General features: G+C 70.2%; 14 protein-coding genes. 10 read left to right on the top strand and 4 right to left on the bottom strand.

Features of this window, described 5'->3' with window-relative positions; translation table 11 throughout:
• Positions 1-47: 47 nt before the first annotated feature.
• Positions 48-605 carry a hypothetical protein gene (locus OZ403_RS38885; protein WP_174259021.1) on the top strand — a complete coding sequence of 186 codons (558 nt, stop codon included), beginning with the start codon at positions 48-50 and terminating at the stop codon, positions 603-605.
• A 137-nt stretch (positions 606-742) separates the two neighbouring features.
• Here OZ403_RS38885 and OZ403_RS38880 read toward each other — a convergent pair whose 3' ends face one another.
• The 4 genes from OZ403_RS38880 to OZ403_RS38865 form a co-directional block, all read right to left on the bottom strand.
• A complete protein-coding gene (locus tag OZ403_RS38880) occupies positions 743-2536 on the bottom strand; it encodes a glycoside hydrolase family 15 protein (RefSeq protein ID WP_140796198.1) in 1794 nt (597 codons plus the stop codon).
• 354 nt (positions 2537-2890) lie between these two features.
• Complete coding sequence (locus tag OZ403_RS38875) at positions 2891-3829, bottom strand: proline dehydrogenase family protein (RefSeq protein ID WP_140878097.1); 939 nt, start codon at positions 3827-3829, stop codon at positions 2891-2893.
• Between the two features lie 15 nt (positions 3830-3844).
• On the bottom strand, positions 3845-4726 hold the full coding sequence (locus OZ403_RS38870) for an alpha/beta fold hydrolase (RefSeq protein WP_268783134.1): 882 nt from the start codon (positions 4724-4726) through the stop codon (positions 3845-3847).
• A complete protein-coding gene (locus OZ403_RS38865; protein WP_140796195.1) occupies positions 4719-5441 on the bottom strand; it encodes a lysophospholipid acyltransferase family protein in 723 nt (240 codons plus the stop codon). Before OZ403_RS38865 ends, OZ403_RS38870 begins: the two co-directional genes overlap by 8 nt.
• Before the next feature lie 125 nt (positions 5442-5566).
• Here OZ403_RS38865 and OZ403_RS38860 point away from each other — a divergent pair, with 125 nt between their 5' ends.
• The 9 genes from OZ403_RS38860 (at position 5567) to OZ403_RS38820 (ending at position 16671) form a co-directional block, all read left to right on the top strand.
• On the top strand, positions 5567-6124 hold the full coding sequence (locus OZ403_RS38860; protein WP_328285496.1) for a hemerythrin domain-containing protein: 558 nt from the start codon (positions 5567-5569) through the stop codon (positions 6122-6124).
• Positions 6125-6322: 198 nt separating this feature from the next.
• A complete protein-coding gene (locus OZ403_RS38855) occupies positions 6323-6859 on the top strand; it encodes a cell wall protein (RefSeq protein WP_140796193.1) in 537 nt (178 codons plus the stop codon).
• A 129-nt stretch (positions 6860-6988) separates the two neighbouring features.
• A complete protein-coding gene (locus OZ403_RS38850) occupies positions 6989-7864 on the top strand; it encodes a tryptophan 2,3-dioxygenase (protein WP_268783132.1) in 876 nt (291 codons plus the stop codon).
• A gap of 141 nt (positions 7865-8005) precedes the next feature.
• Entirely contained in the window at positions 8006-9127 is a 1122-nt protein-coding gene (locus OZ403_RS38845; protein WP_140796191.1) for a hypothetical protein, read from the top strand.
• 122 nt (positions 9128-9249) lie between these two features.
• On the top strand, positions 9250-12108 hold the full coding sequence (locus OZ403_RS38840) for a sensor histidine kinase (protein WP_268783131.1): 2859 nt from the start codon (positions 9250-9252) through the stop codon (positions 12106-12108).
• Positions 12109-12149: 41 nt separating this feature from the next.
• The gene (locus OZ403_RS38835) at positions 12150-13157 is read left to right on the top strand and encodes an OmpA family protein (RefSeq protein ID WP_268783130.1); all 1008 of its coding nucleotides are present in this window, start codon (positions 12150-12152) and stop codon (positions 13155-13157) included.
• 47 nt (positions 13158-13204) lie between these two features.
• A complete protein-coding gene (locus tag OZ403_RS38830) occupies positions 13205-14665 on the top strand; it encodes an adenylate/guanylate cyclase domain-containing protein (protein WP_140858046.1) in 1461 nt (486 codons plus the stop codon).
• A gap of 53 nt (positions 14666-14718) precedes the next feature.
• Positions 14719-15141, top strand: coding sequence for a type II secretion system protein GspG (locus tag OZ403_RS38825; protein ID WP_140800516.1), 423 nt, complete (start codon positions 14719-14721; stop codon positions 15139-15141).
• Positions 15142-15309: 168 nt separating this feature from the next.
• On the top strand, positions 15310-16671 hold the full coding sequence (locus OZ403_RS38820) for a universal stress protein (protein WP_140796187.1): 1362 nt from the start codon (positions 15310-15312) through the stop codon (positions 16669-16671).
• Positions 16672-16722: the final 51 nt, after the last annotated feature.

The following is a 16722-nucleotide window of genomic DNA, read 5'->3' as shown; positions in this document are numbered from 1 at the left end:
GAGCGCCCGGACATGTGCACCGGGCCTACGCAACGGAGGGACGTCTCATGAAGGCAAACAACTGGAAGAACCTGGCCGCAGTGGCGGGCGTCATGGTGTCGGTGAGCGCCGGCGCTCAGGAGTCGTCGGGGAGCTTCGGTTCGGAGGGGCAGTTCGTCATCAGCACGGATGCCTCCGCGAGCCTGGGTTACTCCACGCAGGGCAGCGGCATCGGTTACATCTTCCTGGAGCCCGGCGCGGACTACTTCCTCAAGAAGAACCTGTCCGTCGGTAGCGGCCTCCAGGTCCGCGCGCTCTTCGGCAGCGGTGACACGATTGCCGCCTTCGGCCTGAATGCCCGCGTCGGTTACAACATCCCGCTCTCCGACCGCATCTCCGTGTGGCCCAAGGGACAGGTGTCGCTGTACATCGGCGACGACATCCTGCCCTTCGCTAACTCGGCGCTCCCCGCCGACGTGACCGTCATCCTGGAAGGCTACGCGCCCTTCCTCTTCCACGTGACGCCGCACTTCTTCGTGGGCGGTGGCCCGCGCCTGGCCTTCGGTCTGGGCAATGACGTGGAGGTGAACTTCAGCGTCGCCTCCACCATCGGCGGCTACTTCTAGTCTCCGCCCCGCCGCGTCCCTCGAGGACGTGGACGTGCGTGTGGTGCATCAGGGGCCTCGGACGAGGTGGGACGCTGCTCCCACCGCGTGCCGGGGCCCGCTTCATTTCCAGGCGACGCGCCGGGCCTCCGTTGCCGTCAGTGGCTGCGCTGCTGACCAGGGCCGCCCTCGCGCGACAGGTTCAGCGCGGTGCCCACCAGCGCGAGGTGGCTGAAGGCCTGCGGGAAGTTGCCCACCATCCTGTGGGCCACCGGGTCGTATTCCTCGGACAGCAGGCCCACGTCGTTGCACATGCCCAGCAGGTGCTCGAACAACTCGCGCGCCTCGCCCTTGCGGCCCATCAGCGCCAGCGCGTCCGCCAGCCAGAAGCTGCACGCCAGGAAGACGCCTTCGCCCGGGGGAAGGCCGTCCCGCGTCTCGTGCGTGTGGTAGCGGCGCACCAGTCCGTCGTGGCACAGCTCGCGGCGGATGGCCTCCACGGTGCCGCGCACGCGGACGTCGTCCGGCGGGAGGAAGCCCACCATGGGAATCAACAGCAGGCTGGCGTCCAGGGCCTGGCTGCCAAAGGCCTGGGTGAAGGTGTTGCGGCGCGCGTCGTAGCCCCGCGCGCAGATGTCCGCGTGCATCTGCGCCCTCAGCGCCTTCCAGTGTTCCACCTGCGCGCCGCGCATTCCGCGCAGGTTCGCCGTCCTCACCATCCGGTCCATGGCCACCCAGGCCATGACCTTGGAATGGGTGAACTGCTGGCGCCCGCCGCGCACCTCCCAGATGCCCTCGTCGGGCTGGTCCCAGTTGCGCTCCACGAAGCGCAGCAGGTGCACGCTCACGTCCCAGGCCTCGGCGTCCGAACAGACGCCGTGGCGGAGCGCGTGGTAGAGGCAGTCGGCAATCTCGCCGAAGACGTCCAACTGGAGCTGGCCCACGGCGGCGTTGCCGATGCGCACCGGGCGCGAGCCCTCGAAGCCCGGCAGCCACGGCAGCTCCAGCTCGGTGACGCGGCGCTCGCCGGCCACGCCGTAGAGGATTTGGAGCTCGTCGGGCTCTCCGGCCACCGCGCGCAGCAGCCAGTCCCGCCAGGCCTGGGCTTCCTGGGTGTAGCCGGCGTCCAGCAGGGTCAGCAGCGTCAGCGTGGCATCGCGCAGCCAGCAGAAGCGGTAGTCCCAGTTGCGCACGCCGCCCATCCGCTCCGGCAGGGACGTGGTGGGCGCGGCGACCACGCCGCCGGTGGGGGAGTAGGTGAGCGCCTTGAGGGTGATGAGCGAGCGCAACACCTGCGCGCGCCAGGGGCTCTCATGGATGCAGCGGAACGCCCAGGCGCGCCACCACCGCTCCGTGTCCTCGCGCGTGAGGAACGGGTCCGGCGGCTGACGTGGCGGAGGCAGGTGCGAGGGATGCCAGGACAGGACGAAGGCCAGGCGCTGCCCTTCCGGCACGGTGAAGTCCGCGAGCACGTGGCTCTGCTCCAAACGCAGCGACAGCTCAGTCGCCAGGTAGAGCGCGTCCGGGCCGGCCTTGGTGCTGACGCCTCCCGGAATCACGCGAGCCCAGGGCGTGCGGTCCCCGTAGCCGAAGCAAGGGGCGAACTCCAGGTGGAGCGGCACCTGTCCGGTGCGGGCTTCCACGATGCGAATCAACTGCGGCGTGTCCTCGCGCAGCGGCATGAAGTCGCACAGGCGCACGGTGCCGGCGTCGGTGTGGAACTCCGTCTCCAGCACCAGCGTGTCGCGCACGTAGCGGCGGTGTACGCGCCGCACGGGCAGGGTGGGGGCGATGCGCCAGAAGCCATGCCGCCGCTCACCCAGCAGCGCCGCGAAGCACGCGTCCGAGTCGAAGCGTGGCCAGCACAGCCAGTCGATGGTGCCGTCATTCGCCACCAGCGCGGCGCTGTGCGTGTCTCCAATGAGGGCATGGGCTTCGATGGGCAGCGCCATGCGGGAAAGCTAGGGACGCCTCCCGCGGCGTGTCCCTCCAGGGCACCCGAAGCGGCGGGCCGTCCACGGGCCCCGCGGATGGCGGAGGAGAGGGCAGTCGCCCGCTCGTGACGCAGCGACGCCATGCGACAAGACATGGGGCATGAGCAGGAAATGCCGCGGCGCCGAACCGGCACCGGTATGGGGTTGCCCGGACATGACTGTGCATGCGGGCCGGTCCATTCTCGATTGGCGTTGGTCCTGACGCGCGGGCCTCCGAAGGCGCGCGCGGTCTGGTGTTTCATCCGCATGTTTCACCCGCATGCGGACCCCGCGCTGGCCCCGCACGCCATGCGGGGAGGCGCGTACTGCTTCCTACCCACGTACCAGGTTGCGCAGCAGGAAGGCCAGATTGGCGGGGCGCTCGGCCAGCCGGCGCATGAAGTACGGGTACCAGTGCCGTCCGTACGGCACGTAGATGCGCACCGGGTGACCCTCCCTCACGAGTCGTTCCTGCAAGTCCCCGCGGATGCCGTAGAGCATCTGGAACTCGAAGGCGCCGCGCGGCAGTCCGCGCTTCGCCGCGTGGTCCAGTGTCGCTTCAATCATCCGTTCATCGTGCGTGGCGATGCCGTGATACACGCCGCTGTCCAGCAGCACCCGCATGGTGCGAACGAAGCTGGCATCCACGTCCCGCTTGTCTGGGAAGGCCACGTCGGGCTTCTCCAGATAGGCACCCTTGCATAGGCGGATGCGGATGCGCTGTGCGCACAGCGCCTTCGCGTCCTGCTCCGTGCGCCGCAAGGCGCTTTGCAACACGGCGCCGACATGGGGCTCGCCGAACTCCGCGCGCAGCTGACGCACGATGTCCAGCGTCACCTGCGTCACCGAGCTGTCCTCCATGTCGATGCGCACGAAGGAGTCGCGGGCCGCGGCCTCGGCCACCACCGTGCGCGCGTTCTCCAGGGCCAGGGCTTCATCGAACAGCAGCCCGCACTGGGTGAGCTTCATCGACACGTTGGCCCGCACGCCCACCGTGTCGATGCGGGCCAGCAGCCGCTGGTACTGGCGCACCTCCTCCCGAGTCTCCTCGGGCGTCTGGACGGCCTCGTTGAGGTGGTCGAACGACGCCATGAGCCCGCGCGCGGACAGCGCCTTCACGGCGTCCACGGCCTCCTCCAGCGTCTCTCCGGCGATGAAGCGCGAGGCCAGCCGCCGGAAGGGGCGCAGGCGCATGGCTGCGTCCTCCAGGCCTGGGCGGCGGGCCAGGAACAGCAGGGCGGAACGGGACAGGTGGGTGGCGTCGGTGGTCATGGTGTGGGTGGCGGCTCAGTCCAGGTGCTGCCGGAGGAAGTCTCCGGCCAGCGTGTTGAAGGCCTCGGGGTGGCTCATGTAGGGCAGGTGGCTGGCGCCCCGGATGAGCGCCAGCCGGGCTCCGGGGATGTGCCGTGCCACGTCACGGGCGGCGCAAGGCGGCACCAGCAGGTCCCGGCCGCCCTGGATGATGAGCGTGGGCACCTGGAGCTCATGGAGCCGGGGCATCAGGTCCGTGGCCAGGATGTCCCGCAGCCGGCGCAGCAGCTCCACCGGGGACAGCCGCCGGGCCTCGCGCACGATTTCGGCCCGGCCCTCCGGCGGCAACTGGCGGCCTCCCAGGACCCGGGCCACGGTGGGGGCCAGCAGGTACGCCAGGGGCCGGGGTGCGCGCACCAGGGTGGACAGCGTCAGGGCCAGCCGGTGGATGCGGTGCACGCTGGCCACCGGTGACACCAGCACCAGGGCCTTCACCCGCTCCGGGTGGGCCAGGGCATAGGCCATGGACAGCAGGCTGCCGTAGGACGACCCCAGCAGGGCGAAGCGCCCCGGCAGCAGGGACTCCGCGTGGTCCAGCACCGCCAGGTTCCACAAGAGCGGGGTGTGGGTGGCGGGGGTGCGCAGGGGCGGCGTCCAGAGCAGCAGCCTCAGCGCGTCCGCCAGCGGCTCCATGGGCGCGAAGGAACGGCCACTGGCCCCCAGCCCCGGAAGACACACCACGGTGCGTGATTCGTCCGTGTTGCCGTCTGGAAAGGTGAACAGGCGTACCGGTGTGCCTCGCACGGGATGTTGTTCACAGGGCAGGTGGGCATAGCCCTGCTGGATGTCGTCCACATCCGGGACGAGCGGCGGGCCGTGGGGGTGTCCCCCTGGACGGGAAGACAGGGCTTCAAGCATGGGAATGCCTCGTCAGGAGCCGCCCTACGCTGGCGGCCACGGTGTCCCGGAAGGCCCGGAGGCGGGATTCACTGGCATCCGGAGGCGGCGGGGCGTGAGGCGTCCCCAGGTGGAAGGTGAGCCGCACGGGCCAGGGCAGGGGCCCCAGGCCCATCACCAACGGCATCCGGTATTTGTCATCGTTCGTCAGGCGCACACACAGGCGGTCCTCGCCCGGGGGCCAGCGGAAGGTGTCATCCACCCCCTGACCGGCGAAGGGCACCACCGGCACGCCGGCGCGGGCCGCCAGCCGCGCGAAGCCCAGCGCCTGCTCCCAGCGCAGCCGGTAGCGCCCGTGGCTGCGCTTGAAGGTCTCCCACGCGCCCCCGGGATAGCAGACGACCAGTGAGCCCGCCCGCAGCGCCGTCATGGCGTTCTCCCGCGTCCCCTCCACGCCGCCCAGCCATGGCAACACCGTGCGGATCAACGGGATGCGGAAGAGCCCTCGTTCCGCCAGGCCCAATGGATAGCGGCCGGTGCGCTGGTGGATCAGATGAAAGAAGGCAGGTGTCTCGTAACCCCAGACGCCGTGGTTTCCCACCAGCAGCACCGGGCCTTTCAATGGCAGGTGCTCACAGCCCAGCAGGCGCGCCCGGTGGTACAGGGCCGACAGCGCCGCGCCCTGCTCGGCGAGGCGGAATACGGCCCGGCGCAGGCTGGCGAGCGGGGCATCCATGGTGGAAAAACATGGGGATGCGTGGCGCCCGCCAGCAGGCGGCGCCTTCCTCCTGGCCGCCGGGCAGCCAGGCGCCCCTGAGACGGTGGCCGTCCCGACAGTGGGGGTTCGTAGGAGTTTGAGTAATGCCAGCTTGCAGGCATACTCAGGTTGTCTGCTTCCAGGTGCATGTCGAACGTTCCGGCATGGGCAGCCCGTTCGACATCCTCATCGACCAGCATCGGGAACTGGAAGAGCGTCTCGAGCGTCTGGCATCGGGTGAGGAACCCGATGAGCTGGGGGGACTGACGGCGGAGCTGCTGGCATTGCTGAGGCTTCACTCACGACTGGAGGAGCGTTGCCTCTACCCGGTGATGGCACGGGTGGAGGGCCGCGAGTCTTGTCGTGAGCAGACGGAAGACCATCTCACCATGCGTGAGCTGATGGCTGAGCTGGAAGAGCTGCCCTCGGGCCATCCTGAGTGGCAGGCGCGTCTGTTGACGCTAGAAGACCTGGCGGTGGCGCATTTCCAAGAAGAGGAGAATGCACGACTGCCCCAGCTCATGATTGCCCTGGATTCCCTGTCGTTAGACGGCCTGCGTCGTGATTTATCGGCCACTTGGGACGAGCTGCTGTCACGCTCCCAGGTGTTCCAGGTGGCGGGGGAGGCCCCCCTGCTGGAGTCCCTGCACTGGGACGGTTAGGCCTCTGTCGCCGCCGGGAAACAGGTGAGACCTGCGACAACGGGGCGAATGGTCCGTTGCTCAGTCACAACTTTTATCTCTTCCTTTAGACAAAACCATTTTTGGAAGGTAAGGGTATGGGCAGCATCACAAGCATCGAGCATCAGCCCCCCCTAGTACTGCATTACCCTTGTCGTTCCCCAGGTGAGGATTCAACGAATGTCCGTGGATAAAGCGTTTCGCGACATGATCCGCAATGAAATCGAGGTCCAGCTCAAGCCGCTGCGTGACGTGGTCGCGCGGCTGGAGGAGGGCACGGCGGACTTGGACGCGCTCCGCAACGTGGCCGAGCGCCTGGCCCCGCTGGCCGAGGTCGTCGGGCCCCTGTTCGGCGCCCAGATTCCCGCGGCCGCCAAGGCCGGCCGTCGTGGCCCGGGTCGTCCTCCCGCGGCTCGCAGCTCCGTGACGGCGGCTCCCGCGGCCGTGGGCGGCAAGCGTCGTGGCCGCAAGCCGGCGGCGGCGGGTCCTGACGGCTCGCGCGCGTGCGCCATCATCGGCTGCGGCAAGCCCAGCCGCACCAAGGGCTACTGCGCGGCCCACTACCAGAAGCTCCGCATGCTGGAGAAGACCAACCGCCGCCCGAGCGACTGGAAGGACTACGCCGACCCGGACAGCGTGGACGACATCAAGCTGCCGCGTGGACGCGCCGCGTCCAAGGCGTTGGCGGCTGCCGCTCAGGCTGGGCACGCAGGCTAGCCAGCGGCACGCTGCCCCGGCCCGGGCAGAGAGTGACCGCGCCCCCGTCGTTCCGCTCTGTTGCCGGGAGAGGAATCGGGGTCCGCCCATGCGGGAGAGACTTGCCCGTGGGGGCTTGCACGAGCATGAATGCCCGGGCCCATGAACAAACGCGATTTGGAGCCTGGAATCATCACCGACCTGGCCGGAAAGACCACGTACGGTGATTATCTGCAGCTCGACCGGCTCTTGTCGGCCCAGGTGACGCGCTCGCAGCCGCCTCACCACGACGAGCTGTTGTTCATCATCCAGCATCAGACGAGCGAGCTGTGGATGAAGCTGCTCATCCACGAGCTGGGCGCCTGCATCCGTTACGTGCAGGCGGACCGGCTGGAGCCGTCGTTCAAGATTTTCGCGCGCGTGGCGCACATCCAACGGATGCTCTTCGAGCAGTGGAGCGTGTTGGAGACGCTCACGCCGAACGAGTACCTGGAGTTCCGCGACACGCTGGGCAGCTCCTCTGGCTTCCAGAGCTTCCAGTACCGTGCGCTGGAGTTCCTGCTGGGCAACAAGGACCCGCAGGCGTTGATGCCCTTCCGCCACGTCCCCGCCATCCACGGCGAGTTGGAGCGGCTGTTCGAATCCCCCAGTTTGTATGACGAGTTCCTGCGCCACCTGTCGCGCATGGGACATCCGGTGCCGCAGAGCCACGTGCAGCGTGACTGGCGCAAGCCCTACGAGAAGAGCCCGGAGGTGGTGGAGGTGTTCCGGCGCATCTACCAGGACGCCGAGGCGCACTGGGATGCGTATGAGATGTGCGAGAAGCTGGTGGACACCGAGGAGCGTTTCCAGCTCTGGCGCTACCGCCACATGATGACGGTGATGCGCATCATCGGCTTCAAGCAGGGCACGGGCGGCTCGTCGGGCGTGGGCTTCCTGCGCAAGGCGTTGGACCTGCGCTTCTTCCCGGAGCTGTGGGACGTGCGCACGGAGCTGACGCCGCCTCCGCCGCGCCACCGGCCCTGAACGTTCGCTCGACTGAAGACAGTCCAGCACCTCCCGGGGCCGTCCATTCCGGTACGGCTCCGCGGAGGGAATGACGACTGTCTGGCATGCCAGGGTGGCCGGCCACGGATTGTCATGGGCGCGGGTTAGGCTTCACGCACCATGGACGCTGCCGAACCGCTGCTCTTCGACAAGGCGTACGTCCTCTGCTACCGCACCTTCGACATCGCGGAGGAGCTGGACCTGGAGCGCGCGCGCCGGGTGCTCACGGAGGACTCGCGCCGGCTCAAGCTGTCACGGGAGAACAGTCAGTACATCCAGCTGCCCAACCCGCCGCTGGCCTATGAGCTGGGCCGCCGGCCCCTGGCACTGCGGGACGGTCCCGTCACGGTGGATGTCACCGCGCGCCTGTTCGACCATGGCGCCGTGTCCATCATCCTGCAGGTGCCTGTCGTTCCGGGCACCTCGTTGGAAGCGCTCACGCGCATGGCGGACGAGCTCTATGACAGCCAGTCGCTGGAGGCCCTGGCGTTGGAGTTGGTGGAAGGTGTGCGCCGCACCATCGCTCCCGCCGCGCAGGCGCCCCATTTGTGGGAGCAGAACGAGAGCTACACCGTCATCTTCGCCGAGCACATCCGTGGCAATCCCACCGCGGAGGAGCTGGTGACGCGCGCGGACCTGGCCCGGCTGCTCCTGGGCGAAAGCGGCACGGTGCCGCTGTCTCCGCGTGAGAGCGAATCCGTGCTCCAATCGCGCTTCAGCTACACCATCCACGACCTGGTCGTCATCGACTGGAACAGCGCCTTCGTCTACGAGCCGTCCGGCTCGCGAGACATCCCCGACCTGCTGGAAATCGCCAACGCGCAGTTGTTGGAGTTCCGCTACTACGATGAGCGGTTGGACGCGCACATCACCCGCATCCACGAGAAGGTGCAGGCCGCGCGGCATGGCTGGGCCACGTTGTTTCGCAGTCCCTACCGCACCCTGGCTCGGCAGACGCTCTCCACGCTGGTGGACCTCAACGAGTTCATCGAGCGCGTGGACAACAGTCTCAAAATCATCGGCGACTTCTACCTGGCCAAGGTCTACGAGAGCGCCGTGCGCCGCATGCGCATCCCGCCGTGGCAGGCCGCCGTCACCCGCAAGCAGCAGTTGCTGGCCCAGACGTATGGCCTGCTCAAGGGTGACGTGGACATCGACCGCTCCCACACGTTGGAGGCCGTCATCGTCCTGCTCATCGTGCTGGAAATCTTCTTCGCCTTCTTCCGCGTCTACGAGCACTGAGGCACCCACGGGGAACCCCGTACTTCAGGGCAACGCGCTGTGCGGTATCCACGCTTCGTCCGGCATGGGAGAATGAGGCTTCGAGGCAGGGAGCCAGGCGTCCGTGCCGGGGGGAGTGGGGCATGAATGTGCCCGGAAAAACCGTGGGAGCCGCGGTGGACCGCATGTCGCGGGCCCTGGAGCGGCTGTCCGCAGCACCGCCGGTGGTGGCGGTGCTGGAGGAATTGCTTTGCCAGGCGTCCGCCACGCTGGGGGCCTCGGGTGCCTTCCTGTGCTGGTGGGGCGGGACGGGCGACTTGAGCACGCTCACCACGCACGGCGTGGACGCGGAGGCGGCCGCCATCTGCGCGCAGCAACTGCTGGCCCAGGCGCCCGCGCCCGGTGAGCCGCGCCTGCCCCGGGTGGTGGAGGACGTATCGCAAGACGCGCTGCTGGCCTCGGAGCCGGACGCCTTGCGGCGATTGGGGGCCACGGCCTTGCTGTCCCAACCGCTCTACTTCGCTTCCGGCCTGGGCGCCGCCGGTGTGCTGGGCGTGCTCTTTCGCGAGGCGTGGCGGCCACAGGAGGAGGCGCTGCGGCGCTTCGGCCTCTCGGTGAAGCTGGCGGCGCTGGCGCTGGAGCGCGAGCGCATGGCGGAGACGCTGCGCCAGTCCGTGCTGTCCGCGCGAGCGGAGGTGGAGGAGTCGGAGGTGCTGCGGCTGCGCCGCTTCCAGGCGGTGACGGAGGCCTTGGGCCGCGCGCTGTCCTGGGATGAGGTGGCGCGCGTGGTGCTGGAGCAGGGGCTTCCCGCGGTGGGCGCGGGCGTGGGCCTGGTGTACCTGGTGGAGCCGGACGGGACGCTCGCGTTGAAGGCCGCGCTGGGGGTGTCCAACGCGCAGCGGGAGGCGCTCCGGGTTCCACCCTGGCGAAGCAGCGGTGGGCCGGGGCACGGCGCGGGAGGGCCAGTGTGGCTGGAGACGCCCGCCGCGGCGCGGGACATGGTGCCCGCGCTGGGGGCACTGCGCGCGCTGGTGCTGCTGCCCTTGCACGTGGAAGGGCATGCCTTCGGCACGTTGTGCCTCGGCTTCTCGGAGGCGCGGCGCTTCTCGGTGCTGGAGCGGGCGTCCATCACCGGCCTGGGGCACGAGTGTGGCCAGGCGCTGGAACGCGCGCGGCTGTACGCGCGGGAGCGCACCGCGCGGCTTCAGGCGGAGGCGGCGGGACAGCGCCTGCGGCTCCTGGCGGACGCGAGCGCGCTCGTGTCGGCGTCGCTGGACTGGGAGGAGACGGTGGCGGGCGTGGCGCGGCTGGCGCTGGGGCACTTCGCGGATGGCTGCGCGGTGGACTCGTACGAGGACGGCGTGGTGCGGCGGCTGGCCGTGCTCTATGAGAATCCGCAATCGGCGCCGCGCGGGTTGGAGCTCCTGCGCTTCGCTCCACAGGAAGGCAGCCCCACGTTGCTGGCGGAGGTGCTCGCCTCGGGGCGTCCGTGGATGATGGCGCGCCCCACCGCGGAGCCCGGGGACACAAGTACGGCGGCGGCGCGGCTGTACGCGGCCGCGCGCGAGCTGGGCGTCGGCTCGCTCATCCTGACGCCGCTGGTGGCGCGGCAGCGCACGCTGGGGGTGCTCACCTTCATGCGGAGCGAGACGTCCGCGCCCTTCGACATCCCGGACCTGTCGCTGGCCGAGGAGCTGGCCGGGCGCGCCGCGCTGGCCATCGACAACGCGGACCTGTTCCGCAAGGCCCGCGCGGCGGAGGAGGAGAGCCGGCGCGGAGCGGCGCGGCTCCACGTCCTGGTGCAGGTCAGCCACCTCATCGCGGAGGCCGGGTTGGACCTGTCCATGGTGCTGGAGGTGCTGGTTCGCAAGGTGTCGGAGGCGCTCGGAGACGCGTGCGTGCTCCAACTGCTCTCCGAGGACAAGACGCGCTTGGAGTTGGTGACGGTGCACCACCCCAACGCGGAGGCCCGCGCGGTGCTGGACGCATCCATGCGGCGCTGCCCGGGGCGGGTGGGAGAAGGGCTGTCGGGCCGGGTGGCGGCGACGGGGCAGCCGCTCTTCGTGCCCCGCCTCCAGGCCGAGGACCTGCGCGATGAACGAGTGCCGGAGGGCATGCCCTTCCTCCAGCGCTACGGACCCCACAGCGTCATCGTCGTTCCGCTGGGCGTGCGTGGCCGGGTGCTGGGCACGCTGGGGGTGATGCGCGAGGCGCAGGGCCGCGAGTATTCGGTGGAGGAGCGCGCGTTGCTGGAGAGCCTGGCGGCGCGCGCGGCGTTGGCCATTGAGGACGCGCGGCTATACGGCGCGGCCACGCAGGCGGTGAAGGCGCGGGACGAGCTGCTGTCGGTGGCGGGGCACGAGCTGAAGTCGCCGCTGAACGCGCTCCAGCTCCAGATTCACCTGCTGGCGCGCATGGCCCGCGATGCCATGGCCGTGGACGGGCTGGCGGAGCGCGCGGAGCGGGCGGCGAAGGCGGGCCAGCGGCTGGGGTTGCTCATCGATGACCTGCTGGATGTCTCGCGCCTCAGCTCGGGGCGGCTGGGGCTGAAGCGTGAAGAGGTGGACCTGGCGGCGCTGACGCGCGAGCTGGTGGGCCGCATGTCCGAGGAGCTGGCCCTTGCGGGCAACGAGGTGCGGCTGCTGCTGGACAGGCCGGTGTCGGGGCAGTGGGACCGGCTGCGCCTGGAGCAGGTGCTGGTGAACCTCCTCTCCAACGCGGCGAAGTACGGCGCGGGCCGGCCGGTGACGGTGGAGGTGGACGCGGTGGGCCCGGTGGCGCGGCTGTCCGTGCGCGACGAGGGCATCGGCGTGTCGCCGGAGGAGCAGGAGCGCATCTTCGAGCAGTTCGAGCGCTCCGCGTCGGTGCAGCACTTCAAGGGACTGGGCCTGGGCTTGTGGATTACCAAGCGCATCGTCGAGGCCCACGGCGGCTGCATCCGCCTGGCGAGTGAGCCGGGCAAGGGCTCCACCTTCACCGTGGAGCTGCCCTTGCCTGCCTGAGTGTCTGGACAGCCCGCACTCGCTGCGCTCTGGTTCGGCGGATGAAGACGCGCGCACTCCACCGACTGGCCCTGCTCGCCGCCGTGCTGGCCGTGGCCGCCCCGGGCTGCCGGCACGCGCCCCCGCTCGCCCCGGCCCTGGACGCGGATGGCGACGGCGTCCTCAATGGGGAGGATGCCTGCCCCACCGTTCGAGGGCTCGCGAGACTCCAGGGCTGCCCCGTGAAGGACACGGACGGGGATGGCGTGGAGGACGCGTTGGACAAGTGCCCGCGTCACGCCGGGCCCGCCTCGCGGGACGGTTGCCCCATCCGCGACTCGGACGAGGACGGCGTGGAGGACGCGAAGGACGCCTGCCCGCGTGTGTTCGGCCTGCTGGAGCGGCAGGGCTGCCCCATCGACGACCCGGACCGCGACGGGGTGGAGGGCGCGGCGGACAAGTGCCCGGACGAGCCCGGGCCCGTCTCGCGCGAGGGGTGCCCCATCCGTGACGCGGACGGTGATGGCGTGCCGGATGAAGAGGACGCCTGTCCCGACGAGGAGGGATTGCCCTCGCTGCGCGGCTGCCCGGAGCGGGACGTGGACGGCGACGGCGTGGCGGACCACCGGGACAATTGCCCGCGAGAGCGGGGCGCGGGGGACAACCAGGGCTGCCCGGCGGCGCGCAAGCAGCGCGTTGTCATCCGCCCGGACCGGCTGGAGCTGTTGGAGCGCATCACCTTCGCGCCCGGCACCGCCGTCCTCCAGCCGCGCGTCCAGCCGGCGCTCGACAACGTGGCCGAAGTCCTGCTGGTGCACCCGCGGCTGGGGGTCATCGCCATCGAGGGCCACACGGACAACCGCGGGGACCCGGATGTGCAGCGGGAGGTGACGCTGGCGCGCGCGGAGGCGGTGCGGGACTACCTGGTGGAGCGGGGTGTCCCGCCGGATCGGCTGGAGGCGTGGGGATTCGGCCCGGACAAGCCCGTCGAGTCGAACGAGACTTCCCAGGGACGCGAGGCCAACCGCCGTCTGGACCTCCGGGTGGTGGCGCCGCGCGGGCGCCCGTAAGTCCCGGACTCCCCGTGGGTGGGGGGTGTGAGGTACACTCACCCACCATGAGTGCTTCCAGCCCCCTGTTTGGTGACTTGCTGCTCAAGCTGGGGATTGTCTCGCCCAGTCAGGTGCAGGAGGCACTCGCCCTCCAAGCCCTCACCGGGCAGCGCGTGGGGGAAGCCCTCATGTCCCTGGGCTACGTCACGCGAGAGCAGATTCAGGACGCGCTGGGAGAGGCGCTCGGGCTGCACCAGGACAAGAGCCCCCTGCAGCCCGCGCTGGGCGAGCTGCTGGTGGGGCTCAAGTACGTGACGCTGGCGCAGCTCGACGAGGCGCTCGCTCGCCAGCGCCGCGACGGCCGCAAGCTGGGCGAAATCCTGGTGGAGCTGGGCCACTGCACCTACAAGCAAATCTACGAGGCGCTGGGGCTGCAGAACCGCATCGCCGGGCGGCAGGACCTGCCGCGCCCCTCCTCTGACGGCCGCCGCCGCGTGGTGGTGGTGGACGACAGCCCGCTGGCCTGCGCCTTCGTGCAGGAGGGCCTGGTGGCGCTGGGCTACGAAGTCCTCTGCTTCCAGGACCCGTTCGAGGCACTGGAGAGCATGGGGCGCCTCCAGCCCATCATCGTCCTCAGTGACCTGGAGATGCCCGGCCTGGAGGGCGTGGAGCTGTGCCGCCGACTGAAGGAAGGCCCCAGCCACGCGGTGCCCGTCATCATCCTCACCGCCAACGACGTGGAGGCCGAACGCGTGCGCGGCCTGCGCGCCGGCGCGGATGACTACGTCAACAAGTCCGCGTCCATGGACGAACTGGCCGCGCGCATCGAAAGCGTGGTGCGCCGCACGGGCGAGACGGAGCGCATGCGCAAGCTGTTCGCGCGCTACACGTCCGACGCGGTGGTGGAGGAAATCCTCAAGAGCGCGGACGCGGTGGTGCTCACCGGCGAGAAGCGCGAGGTGACGCTGCTGTTCGCGGACATCCGCAACTTCACCGGCCTGGCGGAGAGCCTGCCGCCGGAGCAGGTGGTGGGGGTGCTCAACCAGGTGCTCGGGCGGATGTCGGACGCGGTGCTCACCTGCGGCGGCACGCTGGACAAGTTCCTGGGCGACGGGCTGATGGCCGTCTTCGGCGCGCCGGTGGCCCGTCCGGATGACGCGCTGCGTGCGCTCCAGTCCGCGAAGATGATGATGGATGCGCTGACGGACCTGCGCATCGAGGCGGAGGCGGAGTGGGCGGCGGGCGGGCGCGAGGGCCAGCCGCTGGTGCTGGAGCTGGGCATCGGCATCAACTCGGGCGTGGTGGTGGCGGGCAACATCGGCAGCACGGTGCGCGCCGAGTACACCTGCATCGGTGACGCGGTGAACGTGGCCGCGCGGCTGTGCGCGCTCGCGGGCCCGGGGGAAATCCTGGTGGGGGAGCGCACCCGCGAGCTGGTGGACGCCAACGAGACGGCCTTCGAGGACCTGCCTCCCGTGCGGCTGAAGGGCAAGCAGCAGCCCGTTCCACTGTTCCGTGCCCTGTAAGAGGTGAAGTCCACGCGCGCCTCGCGAGCGGAAAGCGGCTATAGGAAGGGGTCATGAACGCCTCGTCTGACGAGCCCCCTCCGTCCCGCCGCTCCCCCGTGTTGTTCGTGGGGCTCGTCTTCGGACTCGGGTTGGTGGTCGCCGTCCTGGTGGGCGCGCTGAGCGGCTCCAAGGCCGTGCACGCCGACCGCATCCACCAGGACTTCGCCGTGCTGGAGGAGGCCCTGGGCCGCTACCACGCGGACAAGGGCACCCTGCCGGAAGACGCGGACGTGGAGGAACTGCTGGTGCCCGCGTACCTGCCCGCCGTGCCGTTGGACCCGTGGGGCCGGCCGTACCGCTACACGAGCAACGGCACGGAGGTGTTCCTGTCCACCTTCGGCAAGAGCGGTGACCGGGGTGGCTCGGGCGAGGAGCAGGACCACACCAACCACGACGGGCACGCTGTGCCCACGGTGGCGCCCGAGCGCACGTGACGTGCGGGCGGGCAGGCGCAGGGGTGTGCCCACGCCCCGCGAGCCCGCGTACGCGGTGTGCGCCGGGCCCTGGAGCGAGCCAGCGTAGGGTGGGTGCCCGCTTCCTGGCGTCGCCATGGCCATCTGTTCCTTCACGGGGAAGGGTTTTCCCGAACCTGGAGGGCGGCCATGGCCATCGTGTGCGTCACCAACCTGTCCCCTGAGTCCCTTGCGGCGGCCCACGTGGCGGCGGCCGTGGCGGGGCGGCTGCAAGAGCCGCTGCTGCTCCTGGGCGTCGCGGAGGGCGATGCCTTCCTCGACGACGGCACCGGCGCGCTGGCCCTCACCCTGCAACGGTTGGAGGAGGAGGCCGCGCGGCTCGAAACGCTCGCGAGGGTGGTGCGCTACCGGCTGCAGGCGGGCACCTCCGCGGATGAAGTGCTGAGTGACGAGGAGTGCCGGCACGCGCGGTGGATTGTGGTGGCCGCGTCCGGCTGGCGCACCTCGGCGTGGCGGCGGGCCACGGTGCCCGAACGCCTGTCCCGCTACGGCTGCGCGCCGGTGCTGGCCGTGCGCAGCGACACCGCGATGACCGACTGGGCGCGGGGCCGCAGGCGGCTGTTGGTGCTGGTGGGCGTGGACCCCGGCTCCTCCACCACGGGCGCCGCGGTGTCCTTCCTGCGCGAACTGCGCCGGGTGGGGCCGTGTGACGTGCTGGCCACCTACGTGTGCTCGCCCATGGACGAGCGGGAACGGCTGGGCATCCACAGCCCCGTGCACGTGGAGCTGCTGGAGCCGGCGCTGCAGAGCATGGAGGCGCTGGACCCCATCGTGGAGCGCGTGCTGCAACGCGAGGTGCGCGAGCAGGTGGGGGACCTGTTGGGCGAGGGCAGCGTGGAGGTGGTGCTGGAGCCCGGCTTCGGCCGTCCGGCGGACCACCTGATGCACGTGGCGCACACGCGCGGCGTGGACCTGCTGGTGGTGGGCACGCACCAGCGCAGCGGGGTGAAGCGGCTGTGGCATGGCTCGGTGTCCGCGGGCGTGCTGCGGCACGCGGCGCAGTCCGTGGTGTGTGTGCCGCCCATGGTGCAGGCCCGGCGCGCGGACCGCCCACCGCGAAGCGTGTTGGTGCCCGTGGACTTCTCCGAGGCCTGCACCAAGGCCATCTCCCAGGCGCGCACGCTGGTGGGGCCCGGGGGCCGGGTGCACCTGCTGCACGTCCACCGCCGCAAGCTGGAGGACCGTGGCTTCGCGGACCACTACGGCGTGCTGCCCGAGCCCGCCAGGGACAGGGACCAGGTGCTCCAGCGGCTGTGGGAGCTGGTGCCGCGCGACGAAGCCGCCCAGGCGGTGCGCTGGAGCGTGGAGGGTGTGACGGGTGAGGACGTGACGCTGGCCATCTGCCAGGCCACGGAGCGCGAAGGGGTGGACCTGGTGTGCGTGGGGACGTCCCTGGAGCCCTCGCGCCTGCGGGACGCCCTGGAGGGCGAGGTGGCCCATGAGTTGGTGGCGCGTTGCCACCGGCCCGTCATGGTGGTGCCCTCCGCCTGAGGCTCGTGTTTTCAGACAGCGGGAATACCTGTCATCACCTGAAAGGATTGT

The sequence above is a fragment of the Myxococcus sp. NMCA1 genome, from assembly GCF_026810205.1.
GTDB classification, from domain to species: domain Bacteria; phylum Myxococcota; class Myxococcia; order Myxococcales; family Myxococcaceae; genus Myxococcus; species Myxococcus xanthus_A.
Note: the sequence above shows the minus strand (reverse complement) of the source record. Positions and strands in the feature narration are given on the sequence as shown.